Origin of the sequence: Streptomyces sp. NPDC007095 (assembly GCF_040634475.1) — a bacterium.
In the GTDB taxonomy this organism is placed as follows: domain Bacteria; phylum Actinomycetota; class Actinomycetes; order Streptomycetales; family Streptomycetaceae; genus Streptomyces.
Window position 1 is genome coordinate 1 of the sequence record NZ_JBEYFS010000262.1, and the last position, 15,793, is coordinate 15,793.

Below are 15,793 nucleotides of genomic sequence, written 5' to 3' on the forward strand. Positions count from 1 at the left end.
ATGCCCGTATAGAGCACGAACAGGATGCCCGACAGCACCTTCCGGTCGTCCAGACGCCTGCGCCCCGGGTGATCCACGCGGCGCGGCACCACCGGAAGCAACGGCTCGATCCGCGCCCACAGCTCATCCGACACGATCCACGGCAGCTGCTCACCCCTTCTCATGTGCAGGCTAACGTCCCATCAGACGGCAACATTTCAAGGCGAGTTGCAGCATTCTGTTAGGAGTTCTTACAGCGTCTCGGGCGCAACGAGGTTGATGCGCCGGCTCGGCTTCACCCCACAAATGCCCGCACGGAGGGTGGCCGAGCGCGACGAGCAGGCCGTGACCGCCTGGAAGGAGGCGACCTGGGCGGAGGTAAAAGAACCCGGGCGGCCCGCGGGGGCTACATCTGCTTCGAGGACGAAGCGGGCTTCACCCGACGGCCGCCCAAAGGACGCACCTGGGGCCGGCGCGGGGTCACCCCGGTCGTAACCGTCAGCGGACGGCGCTCGGGACGCCTGTCGGTGGCCGGGCTGATCGCCTGGCGCCCAGGCTCCCGCACCCGCCTGTGCCACCGCCTGCTCACCCACCCCGCGGGCAAGGGCACGCGACGCAGCATGAGCGAGCGCGACTACGTCGCCCTCCTGGACGGCGTCCACCAGCTGGTCAAGGCGCCCATCGTGCTGGTGTGGGACCGACTCAACACCCACGTCTCCAAGGCGATGCAGCAGCGGATTGCCGAACGCGAGTGGCTGACGGTGTTCCTGCTGCCGGCCTACTCGGGGTGCCAGTAAGAACCGTGTCACCAGCCGCAAACGGCGGTGATCTTGCGCGGGCGTCACCCGTGTGGGTGAGTCCGGCGCCGTACGGCTGCGGTGTGTGAAGCCCCGCGAGGACGATCGACGATCGTGGCCCGTACCCCGTTGGACCTGGATGAGCTGGTCGAGTACTGGACGCTGCTGAACGACGAGCAGGGACTTGTGTCCGGCAAGCGCGGTGCGACGCGACTGGGCTTCGCCGTGTTGCTGAAGTTCTATACGCAGTACGGACGGTTTCCCCGGAACCGGGCCGAGCTACCGGGTGAGGCCGTGGAGTTCGTCGCCCGGCAGGTGCAGGTTCCCGCCTCGGAGCTGGATTTATACGACTGGACGGGCCTGTACGGTCGAGTACCACCGGGCGCAGGTCCGGGGCCACCTCGGCTTTCGGGAGTGCAGCGTCGCGGACGCGGAGAAGCTGACGGCGTATCTGGCCGAGCGCGTCGCGCACAAGGAACGCAGGCCCGAGCAGGTCCGGGTGGAGCTGTTGGCGAGGTGCCGCGCGGAGAGTATCGAGCCACCGACGCTGGGCCGGTGCGACCGGATCGTCGCGGCTGCGCTGCGGGCGGCCGAGGAGTCGCTGACGGCGCGGATCTCCTCTCGGTTGACCGCGGAGAGTATCGAGCGGTTGGTGGCTCTGGTGGCCGTCGGCACCGACCAAGACGATGAGGCCGGGCCCGGCGGCGGCACGGAAGGCGGGGACGGGCCGCCGGTGCTGGGGAAGATCAAGGAAGCGCCGGGCAATGTGAGCCTGGAGACGATGCTCACCGAGATCGACAAGCTCCTGGCCGTGCGGGCGGTCGGCCTGCCGCCGGATCTGTTCATCGACGTCGCGCCGAAGGTCGTGGCCGGCTGGCGGGCGCGGGCCGCGGTGGAGTCGCCTTCCCATCTGCGGACGCACCCGGTACCGCTTCGGGTGACCTTGCTGGCCACACTGCTGCACGAGCGAGAGCGGGAGATTACCGACACACTGGTCGAGCTGCTGATCTCCACGGTGCACCGGATCGGTGCGCGGGCGGAGAAGAAGGTCACCGAGCAGCTGATCAACGCGTTCAAGAAGGTGTCGGGCAAGGAGAACATCCTCTTCAAGCTCGCCGAGGCGTCGATCGGCACCCCGGAGGGGACGGTGCGGCAGGTGGTCTTCCCGGCGGTGTCCGGGGGCGAGGCGACGCTGCGGGAGCTGGTGCACGAGTACAAGACCCGCGGCCCGGTCTACCGGCGCACGGTGCAGACCACGCTGAAGGCGTCGTACACCAACCACTACCGGCGCGGGCTGATCAAGCTGTTGGAAGTGCTGGAGTTCCGCTCGTCCAACCACACCCACCAGCCGGTGATCGAGGCACTGGCGCTGGTGGCCCGGTACGCGAGCGCTGGGAACACGACGTACTACCCGCTGGGCGAGACGGTGCCGGTCCACAAGGCGATGGGCGGGGACTGGGCGGAGGTCGTCCACCGCACCGGCAAACGCGGCCGGCGGCGGGTGGTGCGCATGGTCTACGAGGTCGTCGCCTTCCAGGCCCTGCGCGACCAGCTCAAGTGCAAGGAGATCTGGGTGGTCGGCGCCGACAAGTGGCGCAACCCGGACGAGGACCTGCCGCAGGACTTCGAGGCGAGGCGGGCGGAGAACTACCGGGAGCTGCGCAAGCCGCTGGACGCCGCGGTGTTCGTCGACGAGCTGCGCGCGCAGATGACGGCCGAGCTGACCCTGCTCAACGACCGGATGCCGAAGCTGTCCTGGTTGGACATCGCTGAGCGGAAGTCCGGGGCGATCCGGCTCACGGCGGCCGAGGCCCAGCCCGAACCGCGCAACCTGCGCAGGGTCAAAGGCGAGGTTGCGCGGCGTTGGGGCATCGTGCCGCTGATCGACATGCTGAAGGAGGCGGTGCTGCGGACCGGGTGCCTGGATGCAGTCACCTCCGTCTCCGGCGGCGGCAGCCTCTTGCCGGAGGTGTTGGCTGAACGCTTGCTGCTGGTCATCTACGCGTACGGCACGAACACCGGGATCAAAGCCGTGGCATCCGGCGGCCACGGCCACACCGAGGACGAACTGCGGTACGTACGGCGCCGGTATCTGTCCGCGGAGGCCGCTCGCGCCATCGCCATCCAGATCGCGAACGCCACGTTCGCCGCCCGCAGCACCGAGTTGTGGGGCCAGGGCTCGACCGCGGTCGCCTCCGACTCCACGCACGTCCGAGCGTACGACCAGAACCTGTTCACCGAGTGGCACTCGCGCTATGGCGGCCGCGGGGTGCTCATCTACTGGCACGTGGAGAAGAAGTCCCTGACCATCCACTCCCAGCTGATCAACTGCACCGCGTCCGAGGTCGCCGCGATGATCGAGGGCGCGATGCGGCACGGCACCACGATGGATGTCGAGGCCAACTACACCGATTCGCATGGCCAGTCGGAAATCGGCTTCGGAATCACGAGACTGCTGAACTTCGACCTGCTGCCCAGGATCAAGCGGATCAACAAGGTGAAGCTGTACCGGCCGGTGGCCGGCGAGGCGGACGCCTACCCGCGGCTCACCCCGGCGCTGACCCGTCCGATCCGCTGGGAGCTGATCGCTCAGCAGTACGACCAGATGATCAAGTACGCCACCGCGACCCGTACGCGTACCGCCTCGACCGAGGCGATCCTGCGGCGCTTCACCCGCAACGCCTCCCATCCCACCTACGCGGCGATGCTGGAGGTCGGCCGCGCTCAGAAGACCATCTTTGTTGCCCGCTATCTGCGGATGCGCGACCTTCAGCGGGAGATCGATGAGGGCCTGAACGTCATGGAGTCCTCCAACGGTGCGAACTCGGTCATCGCCTACGGCAAGGGCGGGGAGATCGCCTCGAATAGGCGGGACGAGCAGGAGTTGTTCGTGTTGTGCCTGCGGATCCTCCAGTCCGCCCTGGTCTACGTGAACACCCTGATGCTCCAGGACATCCTCGGAGAACCGGAGTGGGCCGACCTCCTCACCCCGGCCGACCGGCGCGGCCTGACCCCGCTGTTCTGGTCCCATGTGCGCCCGTACGGCGAGGTGAACCTCGACATGGCCGTCCGCCTGAGCCTTGCTGCGACCACGGTGCCCGGACCCCGTGCTGCGGAAGAGACGGACGGCAGAGAGCCGGTTGAGGATCGTCAGGGCATGTTACCCCTGCCCTGAGGGTATTCGGACGCCGTGAAGTGGCTGGTCACACGCGCTGCTGACCGGCGGGCCGCGAAGCGGCCTCGGTTCCGTCGACGCTGACCAGGCCCGTTTCATAGGCGACGACGACCACCTGGGCGCGATCGCGGAGTCCGAGCTTGGCGAGGATGCGGGCGACGTGGGTCTTGACGGTCGCCTGGGAGAGGCGGAGGCGGGCGGCAAGCTCGGCGTTGCTCAGCCCCTGGGCCAGTAGGCGCATGACTTCGAGTTCGCGCGGGGTCAGCGCGGCCAGGTCTCGGTGGATCGCCGCAGTGGCGGAGTCGCGGCGGGCGAACCGCTCGACCAGGCGGCGGGTGATGGCGGGGGCCAGCAGCGCGTCGCCGGTGCGCACCATGCGGACGGCGGCGGTGAGGTGTTCGGGGCTGACGTCCTTGAGGAGGAAGCCGCTGGCCCCTGCGGACAGGGCGGCGTAGACGTAACGGTCGAGGTCGAAGGTGGTCAGGATGATCACGCGCGGGCCATCGGCACCCTCGCCTCTGGAGCCGGTGAGAATGCGCCGGGTGGCCTCCAGGCCGTCCATCTCCGGCATGCGGATATCCATCAGAACCACGTCGGGCAGGGTGCGCCGGACCGCGTCGACGGCCTCAGCGCCGTTGTTGGCCTCTCCGACCACCTTGATGCCCTCGGACGCCAGGATCATCCTGAAGCCGGTACGCACCAGCGCCTGGTCGTCAGCGACCACCACGCGCAGCGGCTCAGTCATGATGCCTCCAGGGGTACCAGTGCGGTGACGCGGAAGCCGCCGCGGGGTCTGGGGCCGGTGTGCAGGGTCCCACCGTAGACGGCGAGGCGCTCGCGCAGGCCGATCAGTCCGCGCCCGTTGCCGGTGGACGCGGAGGTGCTCGGGCGGCCACCGGTGTCGGCGACCTCCACGCGCAGTTGGTCGGCGGAGTATTCGACGATCACTTCCGCGGACGCGCCACTGGCGTGCTTGACGGTGTTCGTCAGCGCCTCCTGCACGACCCGGTAGGCAGCGAGTTCGACACCGGGCGGGACGGGGCGCGGCTGCCCCGTCACGGTCAACTCGACCGCCATTCCGGACTGCCGCACCCCTGCGACCAAGGTCTCCAGCCGGTTGAGGCCCGGCTGCGGGGCAAGATCCGCCGACGGGTCCCCGTCCGGTCCTTCGGCGTCCGTCGTGAGCAGCCCCATGACCTGGCGCAGCTCGCTCATCGCTGCCCGACCGCCGGTCTCGACCGCGAGCAGCGCCTCGCGGGCTTGTTCGGGATCGGCGTCCATGATCTTGCGGGCGGCGCCGGCCTGGATGACCATCACGCTGACGTTGTGCGTCACCACGTCGTGCAACTCGCGGGCGATGCGGGCGCGTTCCAGTTCGACCGCCCGGTTCAGCGCCTCGACCTGGTCGCGCTCCAGCGTGGACAGCCGTGCGCGTTCCGCTTCGACCCGGCGCCGCCACATGCGGACCTCGTAGGCCGCTGCGAACACCGGGATCAGGACCAGGACCGCGACGACACCGTTCCGGAATTGGGGCAGCTTCGCGTTGGTGAACAGGACCACCAGTACCGCGGCCGCCACCGGCAGGCTCACCAGCGTCGGCACCGGGTGGGAGCAGTAGGCCGCAGCGCTGTAGACGGCGACGAGGCAGACGACGCCGGCGTAGAAGGCGATGTCCCCGGAGTCGCGCATGATCAGCGGAGTCGCGGCCGTCACGGTCCACAGCACCGTGAGCGGAAACCGGCGACGCAGCGCCAGGGGCGCCGCGGCGAGCGGCACGAGGAGCACCGCGCCGGTCCAGTCAACCGGCCCGGCCCCGTTGTTCATGATCGTGACGTAGCGGATGCCGTCGGCGGCGAGGATCAGCGCCAACGCTACGTCGAATGCCCGGCTGCGCGGGGTGGGCCGTGGCAACTGACCGGTCGGGCGCGCCATCTGCCCGGCCAGTTCGCGCAGTCGGTCCATGATCGGCACGTTCACCATCCGCTCATTCTCGCCGCCGCCGCGGCCTTGCGGCATCCACCTGGTGATCAGGCGGGATACATCCGTGGACTACATCGCAGGGATGACAGCGGTCAGCCTCGTCCCGACGCGGTACCGGGAATGCCTCCCGCGGCGGACGCACCGTGCCCGGCGGTGCACCTAGCGTCGACCAGGCCATTCAGGGCCATCCAGGGAGACGACCATGACCACACCGTTGATCGAACTGCGCGATGTGAGCCGCCGATACGACGACGGTCCGCCCGCGCTCGCCGAGGTGTCGCTCACCGTTGCGCCCGGTGAGGCGGTCGCGGTCCTCGGGCCCTCCGGTAGCGGCAAGTCCACCCTGCTCAACCTGCTCGCCGGGCTTGACCGGCCGAGCGCGGGGACCGTCACCGTGGCCGGTGTACGGGTCGACGAGCTCGGCGAGGCCGCCTCGGCACGCTACCGACGGGCCAGCATCGGGATGGTCTTCCAGTTCTTCAACCTCCTCGACGACCTGACCGTCGTCGACAACGTGGTGCTGCCGGCGCAACTGGCCGGCCTGGCGCGCGGCGAGGCGCGCCGACGCGCGGCGGAACTGCTCGAAGCGCTCGGCATCGACCGCCACGCCCATGCCTACCCGGGCCGGCTGTCCGGCGGTGAGCGGCAGCGGGTCGCGGTGGCCAGGGCTCTGATGAACCGTCCGGCGCTACTGCTGGCCGACGAGCCGACCGGCGCGCTGGACACCGCCTCCGGTGAGGACGTCAAGGACCTGCTGGGCGACCTGCACGCCGACGGCCAGACCATCGTCCTGGTCACCCACGATGTGGCATTGGCGCAGTCCTGCGCGACGCGCACGATCCAGCTCGTCGACGGCCGGATCGCCGCCGACTCGCACGTGGGGGCGGACCGATGAGCACGCTGGGGAAGGTGGTGCGCGCGGGCGTGGGCCGCCGCCGGGTCCAGACGGTGGTGACCGGGTTGGCCGCCATGATGGCGGTGACCGCGTCCGTGCTGGGCGGGTCGCTGCTCGTGGCCTCCACCGCTCCGTTCGACCACGCCTTCGCCGGGCAGCACGGAGCGCATCTGACCGCGCAGTTCGACGCGGGCAGGACCACGACCGCCCAGTTGTCGGCAACCGCGCACGTGGCCGGCGTCGCCGCCGCGTCGGGGCCGTTCCCGACTGCGACGATCAACGCGCACAGCGGCGCCGGCACCGCCCTGCCGCCCGGCGTGGACCTGCCGCCGATGACGGTCGTCGGTCGCGCCGGTCCCGGCGGACCCGTCGACGACGTCACGCTGACCGCGGGCAGGTGGGTGACCGGCCCCGGCGAGATCGTGTCCGTCGGCATCCCCCTGGGCTCGACCCTCCGAGTTCTCGGCCTTCCCGGCAGCCCGACGCTCACCGTGGTCGGCGTCGCCCGGTCGGTCAGCAGCACCGCCGACGGCTGGGTGACACCGTCCGAGATCGCCGCACTGACAGCACCCGGCGCGCCACGCCGATACCAGATGCTGTACCGCTTCGCCGCGGCCGGCACCACCGCGCAGATCGCCGCCGACCGCGCCGCGATATCCGCGGCGGTCCCCGCAGGGGCGCTGACCGGGGCGCAGTCCTGGCTCAACGTCAAACTGGGCACCGACCGCAACACCGCACTGTTCATACCGTTCCTCATCGCGTTCGGCGTCCTGGGCGTGGTCATGTCGGTACTCATCGTCGGCAACGTCGTCGCCGGCGCGGTCGGTGTCAGTACGCGACGGATCGGCATCCTCAAGGCCATCGGATTCACCCCGGCCCAGGTCGTACGGGCCTACATGGGCCAGGCCTTGGTCCCCGCGGCGGTCGGCACCGTGATCGGGGTCGTCGCAGGCAACGTCCTCGCCATCCCGGTGCTCTCCACGACCAACCAGCTCTACGGCACGAACACCTCGGGCGTTGCCCCCCAGGTCGATGTTGCGGTGATCGCCGGAGCACTCGGCCTGACGGCCGTGACCGCCTGGGCGGCCGCCCTTCGGGCGGGCCGGTTGCGTACCGTCGATGCGCTCGCCGTCGGGCGCACCCCGCGCCCCGGCCGCGGCCAGCGGGCAGCCCGGCTGGCAACACGGCTCCCGCTGCCCCGGCCGGTCAGCCTCGGCCTCGCCCACCCCTTCGCCCGCCCCGCTCGCACCGCCGCGATGGTCGCAGCGATCGTGTTCGGCGCCACCGCCGCCACATTCGCCATCGGTGTAGGCGCTTCTTTGACCCAGGTGCAGGCCGCGAAGAACCACGACAACGCCGATGTCATCGTCCCCACGTTCGCCCCGCAGTCCGGGCACGGACCCGTCGCTCGCAACCGGGGACCGCGGACGCCGACCTCAGCCGATCCCGCCGCTATCACTGCGGCCGTCAACGCGCAGACCGGGACCCGGGCGTACTACGGCACCGCCGAGACAGAGGTGAGCGTCGCGGGCGTGACCGGTTCCACCACCGTCTTCGCCTTCACCGGCAACGCCTCTTGGGCCGGCTACCGGATGATCTCGGGAAGCTGGTTCCACGGTCCCGGCCAGGCAGTCGTGCCCACCACGTTCCTGACCGCCACGGGCGCCCGCGTCGGGGACACCGTCACGCTGGAGGACCACGGCAAGGCGGTCCCGGTCCGTATCGTCGGCGAGGTCTTCGACCCCCACACTCAGACCATGGAGGTCCTCACCGACGCCGGGACGCTCGCCGCCGCGGAGCCGAACCTGCACCCTGACACTTACTCCATCGCCGTCAAGCCCGGCACGGAGGTGCGCGGCTACATCCACAAACTCGACACCGCGCTACGGCCTTTGGGCGTCAGCGCCCAAAGCGACCAGTTCCAGGGCAAGAGCGATGCGATCCTCGCCCTGGACGCGCTGACCGCCATCCTCACACTGATGCTCGTCGCCACCGCCGGGCTGGGCGTGCTGAACGCGGTCGTGCTCGACACCCGCGAACGCATCCACGACCTCGGCGTCCACAAGGCGCTGGGCATGACACCTCGACAGGCCGTCACCATGGTCATCGCGTCCGTCGTGGTGATCGGCCTGATCGGCGGCGCCACCGGCGTTCCCGTCGGGGCGGCCCTGCAGGCGACGATCGTGCCCGCCATGGGCCACAGCGCAGGAATCAACATGCCCGCCTCGGTTATCGACGTCTATCACCCGACCGAACTGGTCCTGCTCGGATTCGGCGGTCTGCTCATCGCCGTCCTGGGTGCCTTCCTGCCCGCGGGATGGGCCGCCCGGACCCGCACTGCCACCGCCCTACGCACCGAATAGAACCGGAGCTCGAAACAAAAGTGCTGGGCTGCTGTCCGCGAGGAACACGCGGACAGCACCCGATGCTCTAGGTTGCGACGATGCCTAGCGTTGGCTGCCACCTGCCGAAGCGCCGCGCTGCAAGTGTCGGCAAACGAACGTCTGCCGACACTCGGGGTGGCGATCACGAACCTGCAGGTGGGCAGTGTCGGCAACTCGCGTCGGAAATCAACGTCGGAGAACGATCCTTCGGGTAGTTTCCGACGATGCTCATTGGCTACTGCCGCACATCGACGGCCGACCAGAACCCCGATCATCAGATCGACGCACTACTCCGCCATGGCGTCGACCGCGACAACATCCACGTCGATGTCGCCAGCGGCGCGAAAGCGTCCCGCCCGATGCTGGACCTCGTCATGCAGCTGCTGCGCCCGGGCGACACGTTGAAGGTGACCCGGCTCGACCGGCTCTCCCGCTCGGTGCTGCACCTGGTGACCCTCGGCGCCGAGCTGCGCGAGCGGAGTATCGGGCTGCACGTCATCGAGCAGGGCATCGACACCGCCACCATGGAGGGCCGGGCGATGTTCGGGATGCTGTCCGTACTCGCTGAGCTCCAGCGGGAGCTGATCGTGGCGAGCACGAACGACGGGCTCGCCTCCGCGCGGGCCCGGGGGCGGGTCGGTGGGCGTCGGCCGAAGCTCACAGCGGACCAGGCCGCGCTTGCCCAACGGCTCTACGACGAGCGGGAGAAGACCGTCCAGCAGATCGCCGACATGTTCGGCGTCCCCCGGTCGACGGTGTACGGGCACCTCGACAAGACCAAGACCGTCCCCCGCCAGCCGAAGAAGACCGTCACGGTAAAGCCCTGAAAGCCACCGGCGGGTTACTTGTTCCCTGGTGTCCGAGCTAGGACTACGGGGCCAAGACCACTGCCACGACGCCCTGAACATCACTGACCCTCGCCGTTTGCGGCTGGTGACACGGCTCTTACTGGCACCCCTACTCGCCACAGCTCAACCCGGTCGAGGGGGCTTGGGCACACATCAAACGCAGCCTCGCCAACCTCGCCGTCGTCGCCCTCGACCGCCTCGAGACGCTCGTACGCAATCGGCTCAAACGCCTCCAGTACCGACCCTGCGTCCTTGACGGGTTCATAGCCGGAACCGGCCTGCCCCTGGATACCCCAACATCACCCGGACGAGCCGAGATCAGTAACTGCCGTCCTCAAGATTCCCGACAGAGTCACTCACTGGGGCTTCGCCAGGGTTCCGGATGTCGATGAACGCGAGGTGGCGCGTGAGGTCAATCGACTCCCGGTCGCCGGTTCCCCGAAACGCGTGCGCTGCACCCAGCGATCTTACGGCCGAGCCGGTACCCTATCGCTGAACTGTCCACGATGCCGTACGAAGTGGCCGAACCCGTGCTGCTGGCCCCCATGTTGGGCCCGGCGCGGCGCACGGGTCCCGGGCTGCGCCCACGCTCCTGGTCACGGAGTTCCCCGACGAGGTGGCCGGCGCGCTGTACGGCACAGCTGTTGCGACGATCGCTGGAATCCGCCGCCCAAGACGCCGCGGTCAGCAGACAGACGTGCGGAAAGCGACGCTGAGCCGCTTTCCGCACGGTCGGCCGTTCTACTGGTGTGGTGACTGTTTGATCTTTGCCATGACATCCTCGTCGAACCAGTCGGCCGCGCGCAGCGTGGCCATCCACCGCTCCCGCATCTCAGGGGTCAGCCTGTCGATGAACATCACACCATCCAGGTGATCAGTCTCGTGCTGGATACAGCGGGCCAGCATCCCGTCCCCGACGACCTGGACCGGGTCGCCCTGCATGGTGAAGCCCTTCGCCACGACGTTCATCCGACGCCTGGTGTCCAGGTAGACGCCGGGGATGGACAGGCATCCCTCTATGCCGTCCTGTTCCTCCTCGTCCGGGAAGTCCACTACGGGATTGACCAGATGGTCCAGATCGCCGTCCGACAACTTGGGGCTCCAGACGAACACACGGAGCCCGACACCGAGCTGGGGCGCGGCAAGCCCGGCCCCCTGGCTGTCGCTCAGCGTCTCACGCAGGTCGCCCACTAATGTGCGCAGTTCGGCATCGAAGTCGGTTATCGGCTTGGCCGGCTCCCGCAGAACCGGGTCACCGAGTTTCCTGATCGACACAACCGTCATGTGAACCTCTTCTTATCGAACGGACACCGTACGTGTCCGACCACTGTCACTGGCCCCACAGTAGGCCCACCGGACTCTCTCACAGAGCCTCTGCCAACCCCTGCCGGTCCGCGCGGTGTTGCTGCCGGTAGCGGCCGGCGGAGATCCCGTACTCACGTTTGAAGGCGTTGGCGAACGCATACACCGAGCCGTAGCCGCTGCGTTGCGCGATCACAGACAGCGGAGCGTCGGTCGTCTGGAGCAGTCGTGCCGCCGTGGTGAGCCGCCACCACGTCAGGTAGGTGAGCGGTGGCTGCCCGACCATAGCGGTGAACCTGCGGGCGAAAGCGGCACGGGACAGGCCGGCATACGCGCCCAGCGACTGCACGGTCCAGGGCTCGGCGGGGCGTTCGTGCACGGCGCGCAGTGAGCGTGCGATCACCTCGTCCTCGAGCGCCACACACCAACCGACGGTCTGCAGCCCCGCGCTTTCAGCGAGGCAGGCACGGACCACGTGTACCAGGAGCACATCGAGCAGAGCTGGAAGTACCAGGTCCCTGCCGTACATCTGCTCGCCCAGCTCACTGCGCAACAGCTCGATCGAGGCCCGAAGACTCGGGTATCGGTCCGCTCGTGCGGGGAGACTCACCAGCTCAGGAAGGTTGGCGAACAGCGGATGAGGACGTGCTTGGTCGAGCCGGTAGGCAGCGGACAGGAGTTGGGCCGTGTCATCGGTGGCGTTGATCAGCCTGTGCTCTATTCCAAACGGGAACAGGACGGCGTCGCCCAGTTCAAGATCGACGCCTGATCCGTCCGCTTCTTCCACCCGGATACCGCCGGTGATGACCACGTACAGTCGGGCCCCATCGAAAGACTGAACCCTCTCCGTCCACGACGGGTCTGCCCTTGTCAGAGACATGGAAGGGCGCCCCACCCGCATGGTGGTGATCGCATCGCTGAGCACGTCCATCGTCGCATCCTTCTCTACCCGATCAGCTGCTGGAGAGCGACGCCCACCTTTTGATCGAGAAAGTCCCGTTCGCCCGCGTGACCTCGGCGCCGCCCGCGCCGCCCAGGTGCGCCGGCACCACCAGGCTGTTCGTCGCGGCTGCCTGTTCGAGAACGCGACGGCGAGACCGGGCGGCCATGGCCGGGTCCTCGCTCACGCAGATGTCGTGATCGGGTTCGAATATCTGGAGTGGGGTGTGAATCAGATCGCCGACGAACAGTGCCCGCTCCGTTCCGGACTCAAGCCGCAACACCGCGGAGCCGGGCGTGTGGCCGGGGGCCAGTTCCAGCACCAGGTCCTCATCAATGCGGTAGCTGTCCCCCTCCCACAGCACCGCCTGGCCTGCCTGGTGCACCGGCAGCACGCTGCCGTTGAACTTGGCTCCGGTGTCGGCGAATCGTGGAGCGTGGCTGTTGGCGGGGTGCCAGAAGTCGAAGTCAGCGCGGCTGATCAGATACTGCGCGTTGGGAAACGTGGGCACCCACTCACCGTCGACGAACCGGGTGTTCCATCCCACGTGGTCGTCGTGGAGATGCGTGTTGATGACGAGGTCCACCTCGTCAGGCCTCACTCCGATCGCCGCCAGATGCTCGAGGAAATCGCCGCCGTCCTCGTCGGACAGTCCGAGCTCCGAAGCCTTGTCCTCGCCCAGCCCTGTGTCGACCAGCACGGTGCGGCCGGCGCTGCGCAGCACCCAGGTCTGCACGCTCGACTGCCACTCCCCCGTCTCTGCGTTCAAAAAGTCGGGTGCCAGCCAGGACTCGTGCCGGTGCCACAGCTCGCCGGGTACGGACGGGAACAGTACTTCAGTGGCACCGAAAGCACCGTGGAACTCGACTACCCGCGAAATTTCAACGTTACCGAGAATCATCTTTTGCACTTCTTCACCGTAGGCAGCAGCGGTGAGACGTGAAATGCTCCAACATCTTGCTTGGTTGAGACAGCGTCTCGCGGTAGCGGCACCGCCGGTGCCGTTCTGGTCTCGTCGCCCTGCTTGCGCACGAGCCGTCGATGTCGTCCTCGGCTCTGCGATCAGTGAGTGACTCTGTCGGGAATCTTGAGGACGGCAGTGAACGATCGTGACGTTGCGTCAGGCTCGTTGGAACGTCCCGCCCTCGTTCCCCAGGAGCCCGATGTGTCCCTCCAACCTCACTCCGGAGCCGAGATCCCGTCGCTGACCACCCGGGTTGCCCGCGCAGCCAACTCCAAAGGCACCACCGCGATGTGGATCCGCGACCGCCTCGACGGCCTCTGGCGTGACGAGGACTTCACCGCCTGGTACCCGCGTGACGGCCGCCCTGGGCTCTCACCCGCCCAGCTCGCCGCCACCGTCTGCGTGCTGCAGTACGCGATGAACCTCTCCGACCGCCAGGCCGCCGAAGCGGTGCGCTGCCGAATCGACTTCAAGTACGCCCTCGGACTGGACCTGGACGATCCCGGCTTCCACCACAGCGTCCTGTCCGCCTTCCGCGACCGGCTCGCCGAAGGCGACCGCGCCGACCGGCTACTGGGCCTCGCACTCACCCGGATCCGACGGGCCGGCCTGCTCAAGGGGCGCGTCACGCAGCGCACCGACTCCACCCACGTCCTGTCCGTCGCACGGGAGTTGACCCGCCTGGCGCTGGTGACCGAGGCGGTCCGCGCCGTGCTCGAAGAGGTGGCCCGCGACGCGCCAGAGGTACTGGATGAGCTGGTCACCGCCGAATGGGCCCAACGCTACGGCCGGCCGGTTCGCCTGTGCTCCCAGCCCAGCCACCCCGTCGCCCGCCTGGAGCAGGTGGGCAACGACGCCCGCGAACTGCTGCAACGCCTTGACGCCCGGTTCCCCGGCGCCGCTCCGGGGCAGGCGAAGGTGCTCCGAACGATCCTGGTGCAGCACTTCCTGGTGGATGCCAAGGGGCGGTTCAGGCCGCGCACGAACCGCGACGGCCGGCCGCCCTCCCGGATTCAGATCGAGTCGCCGTATGAGACAGAGGCGCGCTGGACGCGCCGCGGCGACACCCGCTAGACCGGCTACCTCGTGCACGTGACCGAGACCTGCGACGAAAAGCGGATCAACGTCATCACCGACGTGGCCACCGTCGTCTCCAGCGCGGACAGCCAGGCGCTGCCCGGCATCCACGCCCGCCTCAGGCGGCTGCGCCTGCTGCCGGACCGGCACCTGGTCGACGGCGGCTACACCTCCGTGGCCGGCATGGACGCCGCCGCCCGCCTGCACCGCGTCGCTCTGATCGGGCCGCTGCCGCCGAGCACCACCCCGCAGCACCGGGCAGGCGACGGATTCGGCCGGGAGAACTTCATCATCGACTTCGAACAGCGCGAGGTAACCTGCCCCAACGGGCAGGTCAGCGGCAACTGGCAGGACCTGCCGGTGCCCGAGCCGACCAAGGTCACAGTCCGGTTCGACGCCCGCCAGTGCGGCCGCTGCCCCGAGCGGGCCAAGTGCACTCCAGGCCCGTTTCGCAGCCTGTACTTTCCCACCCGCCGCCTGCACGAACTCCAAACCAAGAACCGCGCCAACCAGCAGGATGCGGACTGGCGCCGACTCTACGGGCGACGCTCGGGGGCCGAGGGCACCATCAAGGAGTTCGCGGACGGCCACCGCGGAGGCACTACCTCGACGCACGCGACTTACCCCGGCGGCTGTGGTGGCGCCAAGGAAAGTGACGCCCGTCATCAAGATTCCCGACAGAGTCGCTCACTGAGGCCGCGGCACCCCACTGAGGCCAGACTGCCGCAGAAAGCCTAGCCACGGTCAAGTTTGCCCGCCAGTTCGGCCAGGAGCTCGCGCGGTGCCGGGTCCTCGCCGTGGTCCGCCGCAGCAATGTGCCGCGCCGCCGCCGTACGCAGCGCGGTCGCCTCGGTCTCTGCGGCCACCAGCCGCAGGAGCACGGGCGCCAGCTCGGTCCGGCACAGCCGGCCGAACTCTCCGTCGGCGTAGCCACCCCGGGCACTGCGGGCGAGGCCTCGGGCGACACGGTGGACCGCGTCGGGGGACGCCGGCCCGGCCGGCCCCAGCAGGGCGGCGAGCTCGGCGAGCCGGTCAGGTGAGGCGGGGTGCAGCAACGATCGGAGCCTTCCTCGCCGCCCGCGCCACCCCGGCCGGGCCCGGGCTGCGGGCGATCGCGATCGACGGCAAAGCCCTGCGCGGCTCGCGCACCGCCACCACCATGTACGTCACCCTGCTCGCCGCGATGGACCACACCGGCACCGTCCTCGCCCAGCGCCAAGTCGCCGACAAGAGCAATGAGATCCCCGCCTTCGCCCCGCTGCTGGACACGATCGATCTCACCGACACCGTGATCACCGCCGATGCTCTGCATACCCAGCACGCCCACGGCGCCTACCTCCGCGAACGCGGCGCCCAGTACATCGCCCAGGTCAAGGCCAACCATCCAGGTCTGTTCGACCGCGTCCGCCGCCTGCCCTGGCGGGACATCGCCCTCGACCACTGCGAACGCAC

16 protein-coding genes and 1 pseudogene are annotated in these 15,793 nt (G+C 68.9%); 10 read left to right on the plus strand and 7 right to left on the minus strand.

The features are described from left to right. Nucleotides 1–164 (minus strand): transposase (locus ABZ656_RS49505; protein ID WP_360278083.1); only part of this gene is annotated, 164 nt, incomplete at its 3' end. Here ABZ656_RS49505 and ABZ656_RS49510 point away from each other — a divergent pair. The 3 genes from ABZ656_RS49510 (at nucleotide 163) to ABZ656_RS49520 (ending at nucleotide 3,951) form a co-directional block, all read left to right on the plus strand. Then, nucleotides 163–474, plus strand: coding sequence for a winged helix-turn-helix domain-containing protein (locus ABZ656_RS49510; RefSeq protein WP_360278050.1), 312 nt, complete (start codon nucleotides 163–165; stop codon nucleotides 472–474). The two genes, ABZ656_RS49505 and ABZ656_RS49510, sit on opposite strands and share 2 nt — an antisense overlap. Then, complete coding sequence (locus tag ABZ656_RS49515; protein ID WP_360278086.1) at nucleotides 390–776, plus strand: transposase; 387 nt, start codon at nucleotides 390–392, stop codon at nucleotides 774–776. The genes ABZ656_RS49510 and ABZ656_RS49515 overlap by 85 nt, the downstream gene beginning before the upstream one ends. A gap of 286 nt (nucleotides 777–1,062) precedes the next feature. Next, nucleotides 1,063–3,951 (plus strand): Tn3 family transposase, encoded by a 2,889-nt coding sequence (locus ABZ656_RS49520; protein ID WP_360278053.1) that lies wholly within the window; start codon nucleotides 1,063–1,065, stop codon nucleotides 3,949–3,951. Nucleotides 3,952–3,979: 28 nt separating this feature from the next. Here the strand turns inward: ABZ656_RS49520 and ABZ656_RS49525 are convergent, their stop codons facing one another. Together ABZ656_RS49525 and ABZ656_RS49530 are read right to left on the minus strand one after the other, a co-directional pair. Continuing rightward, nucleotides 3,980–4,696 carry a response regulator transcription factor gene (locus tag ABZ656_RS49525; protein ID WP_360278056.1) on the minus strand — a complete coding sequence of 239 codons (717 nt, stop codon included), beginning with the start codon at nucleotides 4,694–4,696 and terminating at the stop codon, nucleotides 3,980–3,982. Further along, nucleotides 4,693–5,931 carry a histidine kinase gene (locus ABZ656_RS49530; RefSeq protein ID WP_360278059.1) on the minus strand — a complete coding sequence of 413 codons (1,239 nt, stop codon included), beginning with the start codon at nucleotides 5,929–5,931 and terminating at the stop codon, nucleotides 4,693–4,695. The genes ABZ656_RS49525 and ABZ656_RS49530 overlap by 4 nt, the downstream gene beginning before the upstream one ends. Before the next feature lie 202 nt (nucleotides 5,932–6,133). Between ABZ656_RS49530 and ABZ656_RS49535 the strand changes: the two genes are divergently transcribed. From ABZ656_RS49535 to ABZ656_RS49550, 4 genes and pseudogenes are all read left to right on the plus strand, one after another. After that, on the plus strand, nucleotides 6,134–6,826 hold the full coding sequence (locus ABZ656_RS49535; protein ID WP_360278062.1) for an ABC transporter ATP-binding protein: 693 nt from the start codon (nucleotides 6,134–6,136) through the stop codon (nucleotides 6,824–6,826). Next, entirely contained in the window at nucleotides 6,823–9,189 is a 2,367-nt protein-coding gene (locus ABZ656_RS49540) for an FtsX-like permease family protein (RefSeq protein WP_360278065.1), read from the plus strand. The genes ABZ656_RS49535 and ABZ656_RS49540 overlap by 4 nt, the downstream gene beginning before the upstream one ends. A gap of 245 nt (nucleotides 9,190–9,434) precedes the next feature. Then, entirely contained in the window at nucleotides 9,435–10,037 is a 603-nt protein-coding gene (locus ABZ656_RS49545; protein ID WP_360278068.1) for a recombinase family protein, read from the plus strand. Nucleotides 10,038–10,168: 131 nt separating this feature from the next. Beyond that, nucleotides 10,169–10,363 (plus strand): annotated as a pseudogene (locus ABZ656_RS49550) (transposase); the annotation flags it as partial. A gap of 436 nt (nucleotides 10,364–10,799) precedes the next feature. Here the strand turns inward: ABZ656_RS49550 and def are convergent. From def to ABZ656_RS49565, 3 genes are all read right to left on the minus strand, one after another. After that, complete coding sequence (gene def / locus ABZ656_RS49555; protein WP_101408579.1) at nucleotides 10,800–11,342, minus strand: peptide deformylase; 543 nt, start codon at nucleotides 11,340–11,342, stop codon at nucleotides 10,800–10,802. Nucleotides 11,343–11,421: 79 nt separating this feature from the next. Next, a complete protein-coding gene (locus tag ABZ656_RS49560) occupies nucleotides 11,422–12,291 on the minus strand; it encodes an AraC family transcriptional regulator (RefSeq protein ID WP_360278072.1) in 870 nt (289 codons plus the stop codon). Between the two features lie 22 nt (nucleotides 12,292–12,313). Then, nucleotides 12,314–13,210, minus strand: a complete 897-nt coding sequence (locus tag ABZ656_RS49565) for an MBL fold metallo-hydrolase (protein WP_360278075.1) — start codon at nucleotides 13,208–13,210, stop codon at nucleotides 12,314–12,316. Between the two features lie 255 nt (nucleotides 13,211–13,465). Here ABZ656_RS49565 and ABZ656_RS49570 point away from each other — a divergent pair, with 255 nt between their 5' ends. Together ABZ656_RS49570 and ABZ656_RS49575 are read left to right on the plus strand one after the other, a co-directional pair. Beyond that, complete coding sequence (locus tag ABZ656_RS49570) at nucleotides 13,466–14,338, plus strand: transposase (RefSeq protein WP_101408576.1); 873 nt, start codon at nucleotides 13,466–13,468, stop codon at nucleotides 14,336–14,338. Between the two features lie 18 nt (nucleotides 14,339–14,356). Then, entirely contained in the window at nucleotides 14,357–15,079 is a 723-nt protein-coding gene (locus ABZ656_RS49575; RefSeq protein WP_129592432.1) for a transposase, read from the plus strand. Here the strand turns inward: ABZ656_RS49575 and ABZ656_RS49580 are convergent. Next, nucleotides 15,076–15,396 carry a hypothetical protein gene (locus ABZ656_RS49580; protein ID WP_129592431.1) on the minus strand — a complete coding sequence of 107 codons (321 nt, stop codon included), beginning with the start codon at nucleotides 15,394–15,396 and terminating at the stop codon, nucleotides 15,076–15,078. The genes ABZ656_RS49575 and ABZ656_RS49580 overlap by 4 nt on opposite strands. Here ABZ656_RS49580 and ABZ656_RS49585 point away from each other — a divergent pair. Then, on the plus strand, nucleotides 15,378–15,793 hold a 416-nt coding region (locus ABZ656_RS49585), incomplete at its 3' end, for an ISAs1 family transposase (protein ID WP_360278080.1). The genes ABZ656_RS49580 and ABZ656_RS49585 overlap by 19 nt on opposite strands.